Origin of the sequence: Kitasatospora sp. NPDC004615, from assembly GCF_042873545.1 — a bacterium.
Taxonomy (GTDB): Bacteria; Actinomycetota; Actinomycetes; order Streptomycetales; family Streptomycetaceae; genus Kitasatospora.
Window position 1 is genome coordinate 62580 of sequence record NZ_JBIALQ010000006.1, and the last position, 19851, is coordinate 82430.

Sequence of the window (19851 nt, forward strand, 5' to 3'; positions counted from 1 at the left end):
ATGCGCACCCTGTGCTCCTCCACCCTGATCGGCGAGGCGCTGCTGATCATGTTCGCCGGCCTGGTCGCGATGAAGCTGACCGACGTCGGCACCGGCACCATCTGGGCGGTCAGCGGCGTCGCCATCCTGCTGTGCGTGCTGCTGTGCGGCGCGATCACCCGGCCCGGCGCGGTCTGGGTCGGCTGGGCGCTGCAACTCGGCGTGCTGGCCAGCGGCTTGGTGCTGCCGACGATGTTCGCCTTCGGTGTGGTGTTCGGCGGCCTGTGGTGGTGCTCGGTGCACTACGGCCGCAAGATCGACGAGCTCAAGGCGCAGCGCGCGGCGGCCGCCGGGGCGGCCGCCTGACCGGGCTGGTCGCGGGGGCGGCCACCCGGCCGGGGTAATGTCAGGTGCACACACCGCACGACCCACACCCGAGGAGCCGCCCCGTGTCCCAGCGCACTCTCGTCCTGCTCAAGCCCGACGCCGTGAAGCGCGGCCTGGCCGGCGAGATCATCAGCCGGATCGAGCGCAAGGCCGGCTGGCGCTTCGCCGCGATGGAGCTCCGCACCTTCGACCGCGGCACCCTGGAGCAGCACTACGCCGAGCACGTCGGCCGCCCGTTCTACGAGCCGCTGCTGGAGTTCATGACCTCCGGCCCGTCGATCGCGCTGATCGTCGAGGGCGAGAACGTGATCCCGGGCATCCGTGCGCTGGCCGGTGCCACCGACCCGCTGCAGGCGGGCGCGGGCACCATCCGCGGCGACTACGCGACGATCACCCGCGAGAACCTGATCCACGCCTCGGACTCCCCGGAGTCGGCCGAGCGGGAGATCAAGATCTTCTTCCCGTCCCACGTCTGAGGACTGTGGAGGGCCGTGCGGCCCCGGTGCCCCTGCCTCGGCAGGGGCACTTCGCCCAACTGGGCGTTAATCCTCAAATCACGGAACCCCAGCTTCCGACACGGCGTCCCAATGCCAGGAGAAGCCGATCCGTCCCCGGAGAATGGGCGGGACTCCGTGCCCGCCGTTCGCACCGTCCGGCGTGATTACCATGGACCCCAACTCACGGGCTCGGAGCGGCTGCTCAGCCGCCGTCAGCCCTGCGGGCCCCGGCGGCCGGCTCTCCCCCCGCCCTTGATCCACATTCGGGAAGGCACTCGACATCCCATGGCGAACAACCTGTCGTTCCTCGGCCGGGACCTGGCGATCGACCTCGGCACCGCGAACACACTGGTGTACGTCCGGGGCAAGGGCATCGTGCTGAACGAGCCGTCGGTGGTCGCGGTGAACACCAACACCGGAGGAATCCTCGCGGTGGGTGCCGAGGCCAAGCAGATGATCGGTCGCACCCCTGGCAACATCGTGGCGATCCGCCCGCTGAAGGACGGCGTGATCGCCGACTTCGAGATCACCGAGCGGATGCTGCGGTACTTCATCCTGAAGATCCACCGCCGCCGCTACCTGGCCCGCCCGCGGGTCGTGGTGTGCGTCCCCTCCGGCATCACCGGTGTCGAGCGCCGTGCCGTGGTCGAGGCCAGCATGCTGGCCGGCGCCCGCCAGGTGCACATCATCGAGGAGCCGATGGCCGCCGCGATCGGCTCCGGCCTGCCGGTGCACGAACCGACCGGCAACATGGTCGTCGACATCGGCGGCGGCACCACCGAGGTCGCGGTGATCTCGCTCGGCGGCATCGTCACCGCCCAGTCGCTGCGGGTGGCCGGTGACGAGCTGGACAACGCGATCGTCCAGCACATCAAGAAGGAGTACAGCCTGCTGCTCGGCGAGCGCAGTGCCGAGCAGATCAAGATGTCGATCGGCTCCGCGTTCGGCCTGGAGGGCGAGAAGGACGAGCACGCCGAGATCCGCGGCCGCGACCTGGTCTCCGGCCTGCCGAAGACCGTGGTGATCTCCGCCGCCGAGGTCCGCACCGCCATCGACGAGCCGGTGAACTCGATCATCGACTCGGTGAAGACCACCCTCGACCAGTGCCCGCCGGAGCTGGCCGGCGACGTGATGGACCGCGGCATCGTGCTCACCGGCGGCGGCGCCCTGCTGCGCGGCCTGGACGAGCGGCTGCGCCGGGAGACCGGCATGCCGGTGCACATCGCCGAGAACCCGCTCGACTCGGTGGCCCTGGGGGCGGGCAAGTGCGTCGAGGAGTTCGAGGCACTGCAGCAGGTACTCGACGCCCAGCCGCGTCGCTAGACAACTTTCCAACTGAACAACAGACAGAGCTGATGGGCCAGCAGATGGACACTCAGCACGAAGGGGCGGCACCAGCACCGTGAGGGACACCCGACAGAGTCGACTACTGCTGGTCCTGCTGGTCGCGCTCGCATTCGCCCTGATCACCGTCGACATCAAGGGCGGCCAGGACTCGCCGCTCGGCGCCCCGCGCCGGGCGGCCGCGTCCGTGCTCGGCCCGGTCGAGAACGCCGCGGCCGGCGCCGTCGACCCGGTCGCCGGGTACATCCGCGCGATCCGCGACGCCAGCACCCACCAGCAGCGCCTGGACCAGATCACCCGGGAGAACACCGAGCTTCGCCAGAAGCTGGCCTCCTCGGACGCCGCGTCCGGCCGCACCAAGCAGCTGGACGACATGCTGCGCACCGCCGGCACCGGCGGCTACACCATCAAGGCCGCGCAGGTGATCGCGGTCGGCGCCGCCCAGGGCTTCTCCTGGACCATCACCATCGACGCCGGCAGCGACGACGGCCTGACCCGCGACATGACCGTCATCGACGGCCAGGGCCTGGTCGGCCGGATCACCACCGTCGCCCCGACCACCGCGACCGTGCTGCTCGCCTCCGACCCCGGCTTCACCGCCGGCGTCCGGCTGGAGGGCAACAACGAGATCGGCTTCGCGGCCGGCCAGGGCGCCTCGCCGATGAAGATCGAGCTGCTGAACGGCCGCGCCCAGGTGAAGGCCGGCGACCGGCTGGTCACCTTCGGCTCGCAGAGCGGACGCCCGTTCGTCCCCGGCGTGCCGGTCGGCACCGTCAAGGAGGTGCAGGCCACCCCGGGTCAGCTCACCAAGACCATCCTGGTCGAGCCGTACGTGCAGTTCACCCGCCTCGACCTGATCGGCGTGGTGGTCGTGCCGCCGCGCACCGATCCGCGGGACGCCGTGCTGCCGCCGGTCCCCGCCCCCTCCGCCGGCGCCGCGGGCAACCCACAGGCGCCGATCGCCGCCGCACAGCCCACCACCGGGGGGAACTGATGTTTCGTCCGTCTCGGATCCTGCTGTCCGCCGTCCTGCTGGTGTTCGCCCTGGTGGTCCAGGTCAGCATCCTCGGCCGGCTCCAACTGCCCGGTGCCACCCCGGACCTGCTGATGCTCGTGGTGGTCGGCCTGGGCCTGGTGTACGGCCCGACCGGCGGCTGCCTGGCGGGCTTCTTCGCCGGCCTGCTGGCCGACCTCGCCCCGCCGTCCGACCACGCCGTCGGCCGGTACGCGCTGGTGCTCTGCCTGGTCGGCTACGGCGCCGGGCTGCTCCGCCCGGAGAACGGCCGGCAGCGCTCCGCGCTCAGCGCGATCGGCGTGGTGGCGGTCGCCGCGGTGGTCTCCACCCTGCTGTACGCCACCGTCGGCGCCCTGGTCGGCGACACCGCGGCCCGGCACGTCGGCCTGACCGGGCTGGTGTTCAGCGCCCTGCTGTACGACGTGCTGCTGGCCCCGTTCACGGTGCCGCTGGTGATGCTGCTGGCCCGCCGGTTCGACGGCGACCGGGTGGTCAACGAGACGGTGCGCGGCGCGGACGGCGGCTCCGGCCTCGGCGCGCTGGCCCGCTACAAGACCACTCGCGACCCCTCGTCCACCGCCTCCTACAAGAAGAAGCGCGCGCTCGGCCTCGCCAAGCGCCCCTGAGCCGGGACGGAGTCCGCGCACGTGACGAACATTCCTGATACCGGCCGTACCCGGCGGGTGACGATCCGGCTGGTGGTGCTGCAGATCCTGGTGCTGTCGCTGCTGGCCACCCTCGGCGGTCGGCTGTGGTACCTGCAGATCCGCAACGGCAAGGAGTTCACCGCCAAGGCCCAGGGCAACCACATCCGCGAGGTGGTGGAGCCCGCCGTCCGCGGTGAGGTCCTGGACGCCGCCGGGCGGATCCTGGCCGGCAACGAGACCAAGCTGGTGGTGTCGGTGTCCCGCACCGCGCTGATGCAGCAGAAGGACCACGGCAAGGCGGTGCTTTCCCGGCTCGCCGACGTCCTCGGCGTGCCCGCCGACGACGTCAAGAACAAGGTCCGGCTGTGCGACGCGAAGACCCCGCAGCCGTGCTGGAACGGCTCCCCGTACCAGCCGATCCCGGTCACCCAGCAGGCCACCACGCAGCAGGCGATGCAGATAATGGAACGCCGCGAGGACTTCCCCGGCGTCACCGCCCAGCCCACCGCACTGCGCCGCTACACCGGCGCGGAGGGTGCCAGCGCCGCCCAGATCCTCGGCTACCTGTCGCCGGTCACCGACGACGAGGTCACCAAGACCGCCGACAAGTCCGGCCGTGAACGCCGCCTGCCGTCCGACCAGATCGGCCGGGCCGGCCTGGAGTCGGTCTACGACGACGACCTGCGCGGCACCACCGGCGTCGACCGGCTGGAGGTCGACAACCTCGGCCGGGTGATCGGCAGCGCCGGCACCACCCCCGCCCAGCCCGGCAACAACCTGATCACCTCGATCGACGCCCGGGTGCAGAAGGTGGTCGAGGACCAGCTCAACCAGGCCATGGTCGAGGCCCGCAAGGTGTACGACAAGGAGACCAGCAAGAACTACCTCGCCGACTCCGGCGCGGCCGTGGTGATGGACGTCCACACCGGCCGGATCGTCGCGATGGCCAGCGCCCCCACCTACGACCCCAACCTGTGGGTCGGCGGCATCTCCGCCAAGGACTACGAGGCGCTGAACAGCAAGGACTCCAACTACCCGTTGATCAACCGGGCCATACAGGGTCAGTCCGCACCCGGCTCGACGTTCAAGGTGATCTCCACCACCGCCGCCGTGCAGGCCGGATACGACCTCAACGGGCACTACCCGTGCCCGAAGTCGCTGACCATCGGCGGCCGCGAGTTCAAGAACTTCGAGTCCGAGCAGTTCGGCGACATCTCGCTGGAGAAGGCGCTCGAAGTCTCCTGCGACACCGTGTTCTACGGCCTCGCCTACGACCAGTGGATGAAGGACGGCGGCCTCAAGCCCAAGAAGGACGCCCCGGACTGGTTCTTCAAGACCGCCCACGAGTTCGGCCTCGGCGCCAAGACCGGCATCGACCTGCCGGGCGAGGTGGCAGGCCGGGTCCCCGACCGGCAGTGGAAGCAGTCCTACTACGACGCGATGAAGCAGTCCTGGTGCGACCAGGCGGCCAAGGGCGGCCACGAGTACGCCGACGAGATCGCCCGCGAGAACTGCGCCGACGGCAACCAGATGCGCGCCGGTGACATGGTCAACTTCGCCATCGGCCAGGGCGACACCCTGGTCACCCCGCTGCAGATGGCCCGGATCTACTCGGCGCTCGCCAACGGCGGCACCCTGTACCGGCCCAGCATCGGCAAGGCGATCGTCAGCCCCGACGGCACCCTGGTGCGCGACATCGCCCCGCACGAGGACGGCAAGATCCCCGCGCAGGGACAGCTGCTCCAGTACATCGACCAGGCCACCGCCGGCGTCGTCACCGCCGGTACCGCCGCCTGGAAGTTCACCGGCGCCGGCTGGCCGCAGGGCAAGATCGAACTGCACGCCAAGACCGGCACCGCCGAGGTCGCCGGCAAGCAGACCACCTCCTGGCTGACCACCTACAGCAAGGACTACGCGGTGGTCATGACGATCAGCCAGGGCGGCACCGGCTCCGGCGGCTCCGGCGACTCGGTCCGTCGGATCTACCAGGCGCTGTACGGCGTCGACGACAAGGGCAACATCGACAACGCCAAGGCGCTGCTGCCGCAGCCGCAGGCCGCACTGCCCAAGTTCAACCCGGACGGCACCGCGATCATCCAGGCCTCGTACAGCTACGAGGGCGACCGGACCTTCCTGGACCCGGCCCGTCCGGCCCAGGCCGACCCCGCCACCGCGGTGGCGCTCGCCGCGCTGGAACCCAACCGGGCCGGCAGCAACGGAAGGGGCCGGTCATGACCTCCTACGGCTCGTACCGCACCGTGCGGCTCGCCCCGCGGCGCTCCTCGCTGTCCCGGGCGCTGGCCAAGGACTCCCCGCTGCGCCGGCTCGACTGGATCATGATCCTGGCGGCGCTGGGGCTGTCCCTGATGGGCTCGCTGCTGGTCTGGTCCGCCACCCGCGGCCGCGACTCGCTGACCCACGGCGACCCGCAGTACTTCCTGTACCGGCACCTGACCAACCTGGTGATCGGCATCGGCCTGAGCGTCGCGGTGATCGCGCTGGGCACCCGGCGGCTGCGCACCGCGGTGCCGTTCTTCTACCTGGCCGTGGTGCTGATGCTGTTCGCGGTGCTCAGCCCGCTCGGCTCGACGATCAACGGCGCGCACTCCTGGATCCAGCTCGGCGGCGGCTTCTCCGTCCAGCCCGCCGAGTTCGCGAAACTGGCGATCGTGCTGGGCATGGCCGTGGTGCTGTCCGCCCGGGTGGACGCCGGCGAGCGCGAGTTCCCGCCCACCCGCAGCGTGCTGCAGTCGCTGGCGGTCGCCGGCTTCCCGATGTGCGTGGTCATGCTGATGCCCGACCTCGGCTCGGTGATGGTCATGGTGGTCACCATGCTGGGCGTGCTGATGGCCTCCGGCGCCGCCAACCGCTGGGTGATCGGCCTGCTGGCCGGCGGCACCGCCGGCGCGCTCGCGGTGTGGAAGCTCGGCATCCTCAGCCAGTACCAGATCGACCGCTTCGCGGCGTTCGCCAACCCGGCGCTCGACCCGTCCGGCGTCGGTTACAACACCGCCCAGGCCCGGATCGCCATCGGCTCCGGCGGCCTTTTCGGCATGGGCCTCTTCCACGGCACCCAGACCACCGGCCAGTTCGTGCCCGAGCAGCAGACCGACTTCGTGTTCAGCGTGGCCGGCGAGGAACTCGGCTTCATCGGCGCCCTGGTGATGATCGGTCTGCTCGGCGTCATCCTGTGGCGGGCCTGCCGGATAGCGCGTCAGGCCACCGACCTGTTCGGCACGATCCTGGCGGCCGGCGCGGTCACCTGGTTCGCCTTCCAGGCCTTCGAGAACATCGGCATGAACCTCGGCATCATGCCGGTCGCGGGCATTCCGCTGCCGTTCGTCTCCTACGGCGGCTCGTCGATGTTCGCGGTGTGGATCGCGATCGGGCTGCTGCAGTCGGTGCGCTCGCAGCGGCCGATAGCGATCTGACCGCTCCACGCGTGGAAACAGTGACCCTCGGGGCTCGGCTACCCTGAAGGGTCACTGCTTTTTCTGCCGTAAAGGTCCTTGCGCATGACTGTCGAATCGGTCTTCCCACGCCTGGAGGCCCTCCTCCCGCACGTCCAGAAGCCGATCCAGTACGTCGGTGGCGAGCTCAACTCGACCGTCAAGGACTGGGACGCCTGCGATGTCCGCTGGGCACTGATGTACCCCGACGCCTACGAGGTCGGCCTGCCCAACCAGGGCACCATGATCCTCTACGAGGTGCTGAACGAGCGCGAGGGCGTCCTCGCCGAGCGCAGCTACAGCGTCTGGCCCGACCTCGAAGCCCTGATGCGCGAGCACGGCGTCCCCCAGTTCACGGTGGACGCGCACCGCCCGATCAAGGCCTTCGACGTCTTCGGTCTGTCGTTCTCCACCGAGCTCGGCTACACCAACATGCTGACCGCGCTCGACCTGGCGGGCATCCCGCTGAACGCCGCGGACCGCACCATGGACGACCCGGTCGTGCTGGCCGGCGGCCACGCCGCGTTCAACCCCGAGCCGATCGCCGACTTCATCGACGCCGCCGTCATCGGCGACGGCGAGCAGGCCGTCCTCGACATCACCGACATCGTCCGCGCCTGGAAGGCCGAGGGCCGCCCCGGCGGCCGCGACGAGCTGCTGCTGCGCCTCGCCAAGACCGGCGGCGTGTACATCCCGCGGTTCTACGACGTCGAGTACCTGCCGGACGGCCGGATCGGCCGCGTCGTCCCCAACCGCCCCGGCGTGCCGTGGCGGGTCTCCAAGCACACCGTCATGGACCTCGACGAGTGGCCCTACCCCAAGCAGCCGCTCGTCCCGCTCGCCGAGACCGTGCACGAGCGGATGTCCGTGGAGATCTTCCGCGGCTGCACCCGCGGCTGTCGTTTCTGCCAGGCCGGCATGATCACGCGCCCCGTGCGGGAGCGAAGCATCACCGGCATCGGCGAGATGGTCGAGCGCGGCCTGAAGGCCACCGGCTTCGAAGAGGTCGGCCTGCTCTCGCTCTCCTCCGCCGACCACTCCGAGATCGCCGACGTCACCAAGGGCCTCGCCGACCGGTACGCCGAGGACAAGGTCGGCCTCTCGCTGCCGTCCACCCGGGTCGACGCCTTCAACATCGACCTCGCCAACGAGCTCTCCCGCAACGGCCGCCGCTCCGGCCTCACCTTCGCCCCCGAAGGCGGCTCCGAGCGGATCCGCAAGGTCATCAACAAGATGGTGTCCGAGGAGGACCTCATCAACACGGTGGCCACCGCGTACGGCAACGGCTGGCGCCAGGTGAAGCTGTACTTCATGTGCGGCCTGCCCACCGAGACCGACGAGGACGTCCTCCAGATCGGCGCGATGGCGAAGAACGTCATCGCCAAGGGCCGCGAGGTCACCGGCACCAACGACATCCGCTGCACCGTCTCCATCGGCGGCTTCGTCCCCAAGCCGCACACCCCCTTCCAGTGGGCCCCGCAGCTGTCCGCCGAAGCCACCGACGAGCGGCTCACCAAGCTCCGCGACTCCATCCGCGGCGACCGCAAGTTCGGCAAGAACATCGGCTTCCGCTACCACGACGGCAAGCCCGGCATCGTCGAAGGCCTGCTCTCCCGCGGTGACCGCCGCATCGGCGCCGTCATCCGCGCCGTCTACGAGGACGGCGGCCGCTTCGACGGCTGGCGTGAGCACTTCTCGTACGACCGCTGGATGGCCTCCGCCGAAAAGGGCCTGGCCGGCACCGGCGTCGACGTCGACTGGTACACCACCCGCGAGCGCACCTACGAGGAAGTCCTCCCCTGGGACCACCTCGACAGCGGCCTCGACAAGGACTGGCTCTGGGAGGACTGGCAGGACGCCCTCGAAGAGGTCGAGGTCGAGGACTGCCGCTGGACCCCGTGCTTCGACTGCGGCGTCTGCCCCCAGATGGACACCCACATCCAGGTCGGCCCCACCGGCAAGAAGCTCCTGCCCCTGACTGTCGTCAACAACTGACCCTGCCGGAGCGGAAGTTCGCCCCCGTCGCACATGCTGCGGCGGGGGCTTCGGCGTAGCTGCCCGGTACGTGGGGCAGCGGTCCGAGAGGTACGCCGGGCGTCGGCGGGTCGAGGTACCGCGTACCCTTGGAACGACAGAGTCCGGCCGGAGCCGCAAGCGGTGCGAGGCCGGACGGGGACACACTGACAGAAGGACTGAGCTCCCTGGCACGCCGCACGCCCGACGGTCCGCCGCCCGCGCCGACGGTGCAGCGCATCCGTCTGCGCTACACCAAGCGCGGCCGTCTGCGCTTCACCAGCCACCGGGACTTCCAGCGGGCGTTCGAGCGCGCGCTCCGCCGCTCGGCCGTCCCGATGGCCTACTCCGCGGGCTTCACCCCGCACCCCAAGGTTTCCTACGCGAATGCCGCCCCCACCGGTACCGCCAGCGAGGCCGAGTACCTGGAGATCGGCCTTGCCGCGCCCCGCGACCCGGAGGCGCTGCGCCGGCAGCTCGACGAGTCGATGCCGTCCGGTCTGGACATCATCGACGCCGTCGAGGTGCGCACCAGCAACTTCGTCGAGCGGCTCGAGGCTTCCGAGTGGCTGCTGCGCCTGCCCGGCGTGGAGCCCACCGAGGCCGAGCGCGCCGCCGCCGCTTTCCTGGCCGCCGAGGCGGTCGAGGTGCAGCGGATGACCAAGAACGGCCTGCGCACTTTCGATGCGCGCGCCGCCGTCGCCGCCATCGAGCTGCTCCCGGAGGGCTCCGCGCAGGTCGGGATCGGTGACGACACACTCACCGAGGGTGCGGGCGATGTTCGTACGGGTGCTCCCTGTGCGATACTGCGCCTGGTAGTACGACACGCCACACCCGCCGTACGACCCGACGACGTATTGTCCGGCCTCCGTTCGACGGCCGACCTCGCGCCGCCGGTCCCCGCAGAGGTGACCAGGCTGGCGCAGGGGCCGCTCGACGAGCAGACCGGCACGGTGACCGACCCGCTGGCGCTCGACCGCGCCGCGGCCGAGGTCGGCCGGTAGGCCGCCCCGCCGCGCGCATCCGCCGTCCGCCGAGTGGGCGGGAGCGCAGGCACGGAGCTCATCTCCGGGCCTGCGGCTCCCCGGCCTCCGCGGCTCCCCAGGGGAGCGAGCGTCGTTGCGCGAAGGCCCGGCCGTCCCCGGCCCGGCCCTTGAAAACTGAGAAGACTGGTCAGACCAGAAGACTTTTCGACTCCCCGCGCCCTGCGGGGGTCGAGCGAGACTACGAGCCCCTGTGCGGCCTCGCGTCCGAACGACGGCACCGTGGGAGCCGGAACCGCCCGAAAGGTGCGGCCGGCTGGTGAATGCGGTGGCACGTCGTGCCCGGATGCGGAGCCCGGGGGCCTGACGGGAGACACACCCGCATGCTCGAAAACACCGAACCGCAGTCCGCTGCGGCCGACCACACCGACGACGGCGCCTCCGCCGCCCCGCCGCGTCGCCGTCGCCGGGCGGTCTCCCGCCCGGCCGGCTCCCCGCAGGGCGCCGCCGGCGAGAGCGCCGAGACCGTCGTCGCGGCCGCCCCGGCGAGCGCCGAGGAGCCGCCGGCCGCCGAGAAGCCCGCCCGGGCCCGGCGTACCCGCAAGCGTGCCGAGGCCCCGGCCACCACGCCGGAGACCACCCCCGCCGCCGAGCCGGTCGCCGAGGAGCCCGCCGCCGCCGAGCCGGCCGCGGAGGAGAAGCCCGTTCGCGCCCGCCGGGCGCGCAAGCGCGTCTCCGCGCCGGCCCAGAGCCCCGTGGCGGCCGAGGAGCCCGCCGCCGAGGAGCCGGTGGCCGAGCCGGCCGTCGAGGAGAAGCCGGTCCGCGCCCGCCGGGCGCGCAAGCGCGTCTCCGCGCCGGCCCAGAGCCCCGTGGTCGCCGAGGAGCCGGTCGTCGAGGTCGAGGAGGAGCCCGCGGCCGAGCCGGTCGCCGAGGAGCCCGTCGCCGAGCCGGTCGTCGAGACCTCGGCCGAGCCGCCGCGCGCCCGCCGCCGTGCCGTCCGCCCCTCCACCGCGATCTTCCAGGCGCCGGTCTTCCAGGAGCCCGCGTCCGCCCCCGCTGCCGCGCCTGCCGCCAAGGCCGCGCCCGCCGCCAAGGCCGAGCAGGCCCCGGCCGCCGCGCCGCAGGACGAGGCCGAGACCGACGACGAGTTCGAGTACAGCGGCGTCGGCCGTCGCCGCCGGGTGCGCACCCAGGTGCGCGTCCAGCAGTCCGCGAAGGGTGCCAGGGCCGCCAAGGCGGCGCAGCCCGCGAAGGCCGCCCAGCCCGCCAAGGCCGCGGAGCCGGTGAAGGCCGCCCAGCCGGTGAAGGTCGAGGCCCCGGCCGAGGTCGAGGCGCCCGCCGCCGGGCCGGAGCAGGAGTCGGAGTGGGAGGACGACCGTCCGTCCCGCCGCCGCCGTCGGGGCGGCCGTCGTCGCCGTCGCGGTGACGCCGAGGATGCGGGCGAGCCGACCGAGACCGTCGAGACCGAGGTCGAGGACACCCACGAGGAGCCCGAGGCCCAGGAAGGCCACGACGAGGACGAGGACGAGGACGACCTGGCCGCCGGCCTGTCCTCCTCGCGCCGCCGCCGTCGCCGTCGCCGCCGCAGCGGTGAGGGCGGTGCCGACGCGGGGGAGACCACCGAGGACGGCGTGCGCACCGTGGTGAAGGTCCGCGAGCCGCGCCGCCGCTCCACCGAGCCCGCGTTCGACCCGGACGAGGTGCAGTCCATCAAGGGCTCCACCCGCCTGGAGGCCAAGAAGCAGCGCCGCCGCGAGGGCCGCGAGCTGGGCCGCCGCCGGGTGCCGATCATCACCGAGGCCGAGTTCCTGGCCCGCCGCGAGTCCGTCGAGCGGGTCATGGTGGTGCGTCAGACCGGCACCCGCACCCAGATCGGCGTGCTCGAGGACGGCGTGCTGGTCGAGCACTACGTCAACAAGGAGCAGGCCACCAGCTACGTCGGCAACGTGTACCTGGGCAAGGTGCAGAACGTGCTGCCGTCGATGGAGGCCGCGTTCGTCGACATCGGCAAGGGCCGCAACGCCGTGCTGTACGCCGGCGAGGTCAACTTCGGTGCGCTGGGCGGCCACAGCGGCCCGCGCCGGATCGAGTCGGTGCTGAAGTCCGGCCAGTCCGTGCTGGTCCAGGTCTCCAAGGACCCGATCGGCCACAAGGGCGCCCGTCTGACCAGCCAGATCTCGCTGCCCGGCCGCTACCTGGTGTACGTGCCCGAGGGCTCGATGACCGGTATCTCCCGCAAGCTGCCGGAGAACGAGCGGGCCCGCCTCAAGCAGATCCTCAAGAAGATCGTCCCGGACGACGCGGGCGTGATCGTCCGCACCGCCGCCGAGGGCGCCTCCGAGGAGGAGCTGACCCGCGACGTCCAGCGCCTGCAGACGCAGTGGGAGGAGATCCAGAAGAAGGCCGCCTCCGGCAACGCCCCGGCGCTGCTCTACGGCGAGCCCGACATGACGGTGCGCGTGGTCCGCGACATCTTCAACGAGGACTTCACCAAGGTCATCGTCAGCGGTGCGGACGCCTGGAGCACCATCCACGACTACGTCTCCAACGTGGCCCCCGACCTCACCGAGCGCCTGCAGAAGTGGACCTCGGACGTCGACGTGTTCGCCACGTACCGGATCGACGAGCAGCTGATGAAGGCGCTGGACCGCAAGGTCTGGCTGCCCTCCGGCGGCTCGCTGGTGATCGACCGGACCGAGGCGATGGTCGTCGTCGACGTCAACACCGGCAAGTTCGTCGGCCAGGGCGGCAACCTCGAGGAGACCGTCACCCGCAACAACATCGAGGCGGCCGAGGAGATCGTCCGCCAGCTGCGGCTGCGCGACCTCGGCGGCATCATCGTGATCGACTTCATCGACATGGTGCTGGAGTCCAACCGCGACCTGGTGCTGCGCCGCCTGCTGGAGTGCCTGGGCCGCGACCGCACCAAGCACCAGGTGGCCGAGGTCACCTCGCTCGGCCTGGTCCAGATGACCCGCAAGCGGGTCGGCCAGGGCCTGCTGGAGTCCTTCTCCGAGCCCTGCGTGCACTGCAACGGCCGCGGCGTGATCGTGCACATGGACCAGCCGCACAGCCACGGCGGCGGCGCGGCCGCGACGGCCACCGCCACCACCGGCGCGGGCGAGGGCGGCGGCAAGCGCCGTCGCCGGGGCCGCGGCGGGGCCGGGGCGGAGACCATCGAGACGGTCGAGAGCGTCGAGCCGGTGGAGGCCGCCGCGGCGGTCGAGGCCGTCGAGGAGCTGGAGCCGATCGAGGCACCGGTCGAGGCCGAGGTCGTGGAGACCGTCGTGGCCGAGGAGCCGGTCGTCGAGGAGCCGGCCGTCGAGGAGAAGGCGAGCCTGGTGGAGATCCCGCCGACCGCTCCGCCGGCGGGCCGTACCCGCCGCCGCGCGGTGCGCAAGGCCACCGCTCCGGCCGGGGCGTCCGGCGAGGCCGAGATCGTGGTGCTGCAGGCCCGCGCCGAGGCCGCGATGGAGGCCGCGCTGAGCGCCGCGGAGAAGTCCGCCGTCGAGGAGCCGGTCACCGAGACCGCTGCCGAGGTGACGGCCGAGGCCGTCGCCGCGGTGGAGCCCGAGGCCGAGGTCGCCGTGGCGGTCGAGACCGAGGAGCCGGCGCCGAAGAAGCGGGCCGCCCGCAAGACGGCCGCCAAGACGACCGCGGCGAAGAAGACCACCACGGCCAAGAAGACCGCGGCGAAGAAGACCACCGCCACGGCCGCCAAGAAGACCACCGCCCGCAAGACCGCCACCAAGCGGACCAGCGCGGCGGCCAAGAAGGCCGCGGCCGCCGAAGGTGACGGCGCCGCAGAGTGAGCCCCGGGGCCGGGACCGCCACCACTTCGGTGGCGGTCCCGGCCTCGCGCACGGCCCGGTTTGTCTTCGGCTGGACCGGTCCGTATTCTTGACCCTCGGCGTGTTGACGCCATGCTCCTGAGCACTTCACCTCCCGGGCGAGAGCCGGTTCCGGCTCTTTTCCGGGGGAGGCAGCCTGTGTCCATACCCAGGCCGCTGGCATCGGGAGTTCCGACCGAGTTAGGAAAGTAGGTACCGCATGTACGCGATCGTTCGCGCAGGCGGCCGCCAGCACAAGGTCGCCGTGGGCGACGTGCTGGAGATCGACCGTATTGACGCCAAGCCGGGTGACTCGGTCGAGCTCTCGACCATCCTCGTCGTCGATGGTGAGTCCGTCACCTCCGACCCGTGGGTGCTCGGTGGCGTGAAGGCGCACGCCGAGGTCGTCGACCAGACCAAGGGCGACAAGATCGTCATCCTGCGCTACAAGAACAAGACCGGCTACCGCCGTCGTCAGGGCCACCGCCAGAAGCACACCGCGGTGCGCATCACCAGCATCGACTCGGTCAGCAAGTAATCACACTTACTGCGGTCTTCCTAGAAAGGGGATAGCCAGATGGCACACAAGAAGGGTGCGAGTTCCACTCGCAACGGTCGTGACTCGAACGCCCAGCGCCTCGGCGTGAAGCGCTTCGGCGGTCAGGTCGTCTCCGCCGGCGAGATCATCGTCCGCCAGCGTGGCACCCACTTCCACCCGGGCGCCAACGTCGGCCGTGGCGGCGACGACACCCTGTTCGCGCTGACCGCCGGTGCCGTCCAGTTCGGCAACCGTCGCGGCCGCAAGGTCGTCAACATCGTGGCCGTCGAGGCCTGAGTCTGCACAGACTCGCTGTGAAGGGTGGGCCGGGACTATCCGGGCCCACCCTTTGCGCTTTACCTCAGGAACACCTTTTTCTTTCGCACAGGAGGCACTCATGACCACCTTCGTGGACCGCGTCGAACTGCACGTCGCCGCGGGTAACGGAGGCCACGGCTGCGCCTCCGTGCACCGCGAGAAGTTCAAGCCGCTCGGCGGCCCCGACGGGGGCAACGGCGGCGAGGGCGGCTCGGTGACCCTGGTGGTGGACTCGCAGGTCACCACCCTGCTCGAGTACCACCACTCGCCCAAGCGCAAGGCCACCAACGGCAAGCCCGGCGCGGGCGGCCACCGCACCGGCGCCGAGGGCCAGGGCCTGGTCCTGCCCGTCCCGGACGGCACCGTCGTCCTCGACCGCCAGGGCAACGTGCTGGCCGACCTGGTCGGTCACGGCACCACCTTCGTCGCCGCCCAGGGCGGCCGCGGCGGCCTCGGCAACGCCGCGCTGGCCTCCGCCCGCCGCAAGGCCCCCGGCTTCGCGCTGCTCGGCGAGCCCGGCGAGGCCCGCGACATCGTGATGGAGCTCAAGTCCGTCGCCGACGTCGCGCTGGTCGGCTACCCGAGCGCCGGCAAGTCCTCGCTGATCTCGGTGCTCTCCGCGGCCAAGCCGAAGATCGCCGACTACCCGTTCACCACCCTCGTCCCCAACCTCGGTGTGGTGACCGCCGGCGAGACCGTCTACACGATCGCCGACGTGCCCGGCCTGATCCCCGGCGCCAGCCAGGGCAAGGGCCTCGGCCTGGAGTTCCTGCGGCACGTCGAGCGCTGCGAGGTGCTCGTCCACGTCCTCGACTGCGCCACCCTGGAGCCGGGCCGCGACCCGCTCACCGACCTCGAGACCATCGAGGACGAACTCGCCCAGTACGGCGGCCTCGAGGACCGGCCGCGGCTGGTCGCCCTCAACAAGATCGACGTCCCGGACGGCCAGGACATCGCCGACCTCACCCGCGCCTCGCTCGAGGAGCGCGGCTACCGGGTCTTCGAGGTCTCCGCGCTCGCCCACAAGGGCCTGCGCGAACTCTCCTACGCGCTGGCCGAGATCGTCTCCGCCGCGCGCGCCGCCAAGCCGGTCCAGGAGAACACCCGGATCGTCATCCGCCCGACCGCCGTGGACGACGCCGGCTTCACCATCGAGGAAGAGGACGGCGCGTTCCGCATCCGCGGCGTCAAGCCCGAACGCTGGGTCCGCCAGACCGACTTCGCCAACGACGAGGCCGTCGGCTACCTCGCCGACCGGCTCGCCCGCCTCGGCGTCGAGCAGCAGCTCTGGAAGGTCGGCGCCAAGGAGGGCGACACCGTCATCATCGGCCCCGACGAGAACGCCGTGGTCTTCGACTGGGAGCCCACCATGGCCGCCGGCGCGGAGATGCTCGGCCGCCGCGGCGAGGACCACCGCTTCGAGACCCAGCGGCCGGCGGTCGACCGCCGCCGCGAAAAGGCGCGCGGGCGGGACTCGGCGGAGCAGGAGTACCTCGACTTCGAGGCGCTCAGCTCCGGCCGGGAGCAGCTGGAGCAGTAAAGAGCGGCTGTCAGCGAGGTCGCGATCAACGGCAAGTGATTGCCGGGGTCGCGACCTTGCTGCTTGGTGCCTTCCGCCGCGCGCGGTTCTCCCCCAGCCCTAGCGGGCCGGGAGGTACCCCCACGCGCCCCTGGTGGTGCGGTTTCCGTCTCACGCCTTGCGCCGATTTCGTACCGTGTCTGCCGAATGGCTACATTGCGGGCGTACAGGACGTCGTGTCGGAAGGGTCGGACTGATGGTGGATCAGTTGCTCCGCGAGGAGGTCGTCTCGGCGCGGCGGATCGTGGTGAAGGTCGGATCGTCGTCGCTGACCACCGCTGCCGGCGGGCTGGACGCGGACCGGGTGGATGCCCTGGTGGACGCGTTGGCGAAGTCGCGGACGGGCAAGGACGCGCCGGAGATCGTGCTGGTCTCGTCGGGTGCGATCGCCGCCGGTCTGGCGCCGCTCGGGCTGGAGAAGCGGCCGAAGGACCTGGCCCGGCAGCAGGCGGCGGCCAGTGTGGGGCAGGGCCTGCTGGTGGCCCGTTACACGGCGTCGTTCGCGCGGTACGGGGTGCGGGTCGGGCAGGTGCTGCTGACCGCGGAGGACGCCAGCCGGCGGGCGCACTACCGCAACGCGTTCCGGACGCTGGAGCAGTTGCTGACGATGGGCGCGATGCCGATCGTCAACGAGAACGACACGGTGGCCACCGCCGAGATCAAGTTCGGCGACAACGACCGGCTGGCGGCGCTGGTGGCGCACCTGGTGCGGGCAGATCTGCTGGTGCTGCTGTCCGACGTGGACGGCCTGTACGACGGCGACCCGTCGAAGCCCGGCAGCAGCCGGCTCGACGTGGTGCGCGGCCCGGCGGACCTGGCCGGGGTGGAGGTCGGCAGCGCCGGCAAGGCGGGCGTCGGCACCGGCGGCATGGTGACGAAGGTGGAGGCGGCCCGGATCGCCACCGGTGCGGGCATCCCGGTGGTGCTGACGGCGGCGAGCCACGCGGCCGACGCGCTGGCCGGCCGGCCCACCGGCACGCTGTTCCTGCGTACCGGCAGCCGCTCCGCGGACCGGCTGCTGTGGCTGGAGCACGCGTCCACGCCTCGCGGCACGCTGACCCTGGACGACGGGGCGGTGGCGGCGGTGGTGCACGGCGGGAAGTCGTTGCTCCCGGCCGGAGTGACCGGGGTGGACGGGGAGTTCACCGCGGGTGATCCGGTCGACCTTCTTGGCGAAAACGGTCACATCGTCGCCCGCGGACTGGTCAACTTTGATGCGAGGGAGTTGCCCCGTCTGCTCGGCCGGTCCACGCGAGAACTGGCCCAGGAGCTCGGTGCCGCGTACGAACGCGAGGTCGTCCACCGCGACGACCTGGTCGTGCTGCGCGGCTGAGCGCGGGCGGCGGGCCCGGTACGGGGGGTGGGAGCAGCGGGCCGGGGGGCCCGCGCGACACGCTGAATGGGAGGCCGCCGGTGGTTCGCAGGCGGGAGGAAGCGCTGCCGGGGCAGAGGTCCGAGCGGCGGCTCACCAGCATCGAGGGCGGCCGGGGCGTCGAGGAGCAGGAGGGCGTGCGGGAGCCGGAGCCGGGCCGGCTGTGGCACGTGGTGCTGAGTGTGGCCGGGGCGGCGACGCCGCTGCCGGAGCTGCGGGCGGCGCTGGAGAAGCTGGCGCACGACCATTCCTTCTTCCTGACGGCCCGTTACGCCGCCGACCACGCCGAGGTCCGGTACTGGGAAGAGGCGCGGGACCTGCACGACGCGGCGGCGATCGCGCTTCGGCTGTGGGGCGAGCACAAGGCCAGCGCGAAGCTCCCGGCCTGGGAGATCGTCGGCCTGGAGGTGGTGGACCGCCCGACGTACCACAAGCGGGTCGCGGAGGGCTTCGGTGGACCGCTGCCGCAGCTGGGCGGGGTGCACCCGTACTGACGGACGGGGGCGCCGCGTCTCAGCGGGCGAAATGTCCGCCGGGGCGGGGTGGGTGTCTCGCTAGGCTTGGTGCCATGAGCGACCTCACCGCCACCTCCGACAGCCCCGTCCTCGCCGCCGCGCGCCGTGCCCGGGAGGCGGCCGCCGCCCTGGCGCCAGTGCCGCGTTCGGTGAAGGACGCCGCGCTGCTGGCGATCGCGGACGCGCTGGTCGCCCGGGCCGGTGAGATCACCGCCGCCAACGCCGAGGACGTCGACCGGGCCCGCGCGGCGGGCACCGCCGAGTCGGTGATCGACCGGCTGACGCTGAACCGGGACCGGATCGCCGCGATCGCCGCCGACGTGCGCAGCGTGGTCGGCCTGCCCGACCCGGTGGGCGAGGTGGTGCGCGGCTACACCCTGCCGAACGGGCTGGACGTGCGCCAGGTGCGGGTGCCGCTGGGCGTGGTCGGCATCATCTACGAGGCCCGGCCGAACGTCACGGTGGACGCCGCCGCGCTCTGCCTGAAGTCCGGCAACGCGGTGCTGCTGCGCGGCTCCGGCTCCGCGTACCGCTCCAACACGGCGCTGGTGCAGGTGCTGCGCGAGGCGGTCGCCGGGGCGGGCCTGCCGGCCGACGTGATCCAGCTGGTGCCGGGCGAGAGCCGCCAGTCGGTGCAGGAGCTGATGCGCGCCCGCGGCCTGGTCGACGTGCTGATCCCGCGCGGCGGCGCCTCGCTGATCCGCACCGTGGTGGAGGGCTCCACCGTCCCCGTGATCGAGACCGGCACCGGCAACTGCCACGTGTACGTGGACGCGCAGACCGACCTGGCGATGGCCGTCGGCGTGCTGCTGAACTCCAAGGCCCAGCGGGTCAGCGTCTGCAACGCCGCCGAGACCCTGCTGGTGCACCAGGACGTCGCGGACGCCTTCCTGCCGCTCGCGCTGACCGCCCTCGCCGAGGCGGGCGTCACCGTGCACGGCGACGACGCGGTGCTGAAGGCCGCCGAGGACACCGGTGTGACGGCCGTCCCGGCGACCGAGGAGGACTGGGGGACCGAGTACCTGTCGCTGGACCTGGCGGCCGCCGTGGTGTCCTCGCTGGAGGCCGCCGTGGAGCACATCCGCCGCTGGTCGTCCGGCCACACCGAGGCGATCGTCACCACCTCGCAGGCCGCCGCCCGCCGCTTCACCCAGCTCGTCGACTCCACCACGGTGGCCGTCAACGCCTCGACCCGGTTCACCGACGGCGCCGAGTTCGGCTTCGGCGCGGAGATCGGCATCTCCACCCAGAAGCTGCACGCCCGCGGCCCGATGGGCCTGCCGGAGCTGACCAGCACCAAGTACATCGTCACCGGCGACGGCCACGTGCGCGGCGAGGCCCGGCAGACCGTCGGCGGCCTCGGCAGCTGAATGCCGCGGGCGTCA

At 71.8% G+C, this 19851-nt stretch carries 16 protein-coding genes; all 16 read left to right on the forward strand.

Translation table 11 applies throughout. From position 1 onward, the window contains the following. The 16 genes from ACFYS8_RS21420 (at position 1) to ACFYS8_RS21495 (ending at position 19836) form a co-directional block, all read left to right on the forward strand. On the forward strand, positions 1–345 hold the full coding sequence (locus ACFYS8_RS21420) for a DUF4233 domain-containing protein (protein WP_387643094.1): 345 nt from the start codon (positions 1–3) through the stop codon (positions 343–345). A gap of 83 nt (positions 346–428) precedes the next feature. Next, positions 429–842, forward strand: coding sequence for a nucleoside-diphosphate kinase (ndk, locus tag ACFYS8_RS21425; protein ID WP_387643095.1), 414 nt, complete (start codon positions 429–431; stop codon positions 840–842). A gap of 318 nt (positions 843–1160) precedes the next feature. Next, a complete protein-coding gene (locus ACFYS8_RS21430; protein WP_387643832.1) occupies positions 1161–2186 on the forward strand; it encodes a rod shape-determining protein in 1026 nt (341 codons plus the stop codon). Between the two features lie 79 nt (positions 2187–2265). Further along, the gene (mreC, locus tag ACFYS8_RS21435) at positions 2266–3201 is read left to right on the forward strand and encodes a rod shape-determining protein MreC (RefSeq protein ID WP_387643096.1); all 936 of its coding nucleotides are present in this window, start codon (positions 2266–2268) and stop codon (positions 3199–3201) included. Further along, positions 3201–3848, forward strand: coding sequence for a rod shape-determining protein MreD (mreD, locus tag ACFYS8_RS21440; RefSeq protein WP_387643097.1), 648 nt, complete (start codon positions 3201–3203; stop codon positions 3846–3848). The genes mreC and mreD overlap by 1 nt, the downstream gene beginning before the upstream one ends. A gap of 21 nt (positions 3849–3869) precedes the next feature. Next, entirely contained in the window at positions 3870–6104 is a 2235-nt protein-coding gene (mrdA, locus tag ACFYS8_RS21445; RefSeq protein ID WP_387643098.1) for a penicillin-binding protein 2, read from the forward strand. Then, positions 6101–7300 carry a rod shape-determining protein RodA gene (gene rodA, locus ACFYS8_RS21450; RefSeq protein WP_387643099.1) on the forward strand — a complete coding sequence of 400 codons (1200 nt, stop codon included), beginning with the start codon at positions 6101–6103 and terminating at the stop codon, positions 7298–7300. Before mrdA ends, rodA begins: the two co-directional genes overlap by 4 nt. Before the next feature lie 84 nt (positions 7301–7384). Beyond that, positions 7385–9313, forward strand: coding sequence for a TIGR03960 family B12-binding radical SAM protein (locus ACFYS8_RS21455; protein ID WP_387643100.1), 1929 nt, complete (start codon positions 7385–7387; stop codon positions 9311–9313). A 248-nt stretch (positions 9314–9561) separates the two neighbouring features. After that, entirely contained in the window at positions 9562–10335 is a 774-nt protein-coding gene (locus tag ACFYS8_RS21460) for a TIGR03936 family radical SAM-associated protein (RefSeq protein WP_387643101.1), read from the forward strand. Positions 10336–10697: 362 nt separating this feature from the next. Continuing rightward, positions 10698–14126, forward strand: a complete 3429-nt coding sequence (locus tag ACFYS8_RS21465) for a ribonuclease E/G (RefSeq protein WP_387643102.1) — start codon at positions 10698–10700, stop codon at positions 14124–14126. 238 nt (positions 14127–14364) lie between these two features. Beyond that, complete coding sequence (gene rplU, locus ACFYS8_RS21470) at positions 14365–14682, forward strand: 50S ribosomal protein L21 (RefSeq protein WP_099899174.1); 318 nt, start codon at positions 14365–14367, stop codon at positions 14680–14682. A 39-nt stretch (positions 14683–14721) separates the two neighbouring features. Continuing rightward, the gene (rpmA, locus tag ACFYS8_RS21475) at positions 14722–14979 is read left to right on the forward strand and encodes a 50S ribosomal protein L27 (RefSeq protein ID WP_014135732.1); all 258 of its coding nucleotides are present in this window, start codon (positions 14722–14724) and stop codon (positions 14977–14979) included. Between the two features lie 100 nt (positions 14980–15079). Beyond that, the gene (gene obgE, locus ACFYS8_RS21480; protein WP_387643103.1) at positions 15080–16540 is read left to right on the forward strand and encodes a GTPase ObgE; all 1461 of its coding nucleotides are present in this window, start codon (positions 15080–15082) and stop codon (positions 16538–16540) included. Positions 16541–16775: 235 nt separating this feature from the next. After that, positions 16776–17912 (forward strand): glutamate 5-kinase, encoded by a 1137-nt coding sequence (gene proB / locus ACFYS8_RS21485; RefSeq protein WP_387643104.1) that lies wholly within the window; start codon positions 16776–16778, stop codon positions 17910–17912. An 80-nt stretch (positions 17913–17992) separates the two neighbouring features. After that, positions 17993–18445, forward strand: a complete 453-nt coding sequence (locus tag ACFYS8_RS21490) for a hypothetical protein (RefSeq protein WP_387643105.1) — start codon at positions 17993–17995, stop codon at positions 18443–18445. Positions 18446–18519: 74 nt separating this feature from the next. Next, positions 18520–19836 carry a glutamate-5-semialdehyde dehydrogenase gene (locus ACFYS8_RS21495; protein WP_387643106.1) on the forward strand — a complete coding sequence of 439 codons (1317 nt, stop codon included), beginning with the start codon at positions 18520–18522 and terminating at the stop codon, positions 19834–19836. The last annotated feature ends 15 nt before the right edge of the window (positions 19837–19851 follow it).

What these genes read in the sequence shown, in the direction of transcription:
- ACFYS8_RS21420 (WP_387643094.1), top strand. Translation starts at nt 1, where the DNA reads ATGCGCACCCTGTGCTCCTCCACCCTGATCGGCGAGGCGCTGCTGATC.
- mreD (WP_387643097.1), top strand. Translation starts at nt 3,201, where the DNA reads ATGTTTCGTCCGTCTCGGATCCTGCTGTCCGCCGTCCTGCTGGTGTTC.
- rodA (WP_387643099.1), top strand. Translation starts at nt 6,101, where the DNA reads ATGACCTCCTACGGCTCGTACCGCACCGTGCGGCTCGCCCCGCGGCGC.
- ACFYS8_RS21455 (WP_387643100.1), top strand. Translation starts at nt 7,385, where the DNA reads ATGACTGTCGAATCGGTCTTCCCACGCCTGGAGGCCCTCCTCCCGCAC.
- ACFYS8_RS21465 (WP_387643102.1), top strand. Translation starts at nt 10,698, where the DNA reads ATGCTCGAAAACACCGAACCGCAGTCCGCTGCGGCCGACCACACCGAC.
- rplU (WP_099899174.1), top strand. Translation starts at nt 14,365, where the DNA reads ATGTACGCGATCGTTCGCGCAGGCGGCCGCCAGCACAAGGTCGCCGTG.
- rpmA (WP_014135732.1), top strand. Translation starts at nt 14,722, where the DNA reads ATGGCACACAAGAAGGGTGCGAGTTCCACTCGCAACGGTCGTGACTCG.
- obgE (WP_387643103.1), top strand. Translation starts at nt 15,080, where the DNA reads ATGACCACCTTCGTGGACCGCGTCGAACTGCACGTCGCCGCGGGTAAC.
- proB (WP_387643104.1), top strand. Translation starts at nt 16,776, where the DNA reads ATGGTGGATCAGTTGCTCCGCGAGGAGGTCGTCTCGGCGCGGCGGATC.
- ACFYS8_RS21495 (WP_387643106.1), top strand. Translation starts at nt 18,520, where the DNA reads ATGAGCGACCTCACCGCCACCTCCGACAGCCCCGTCCTCGCCGCCGCG.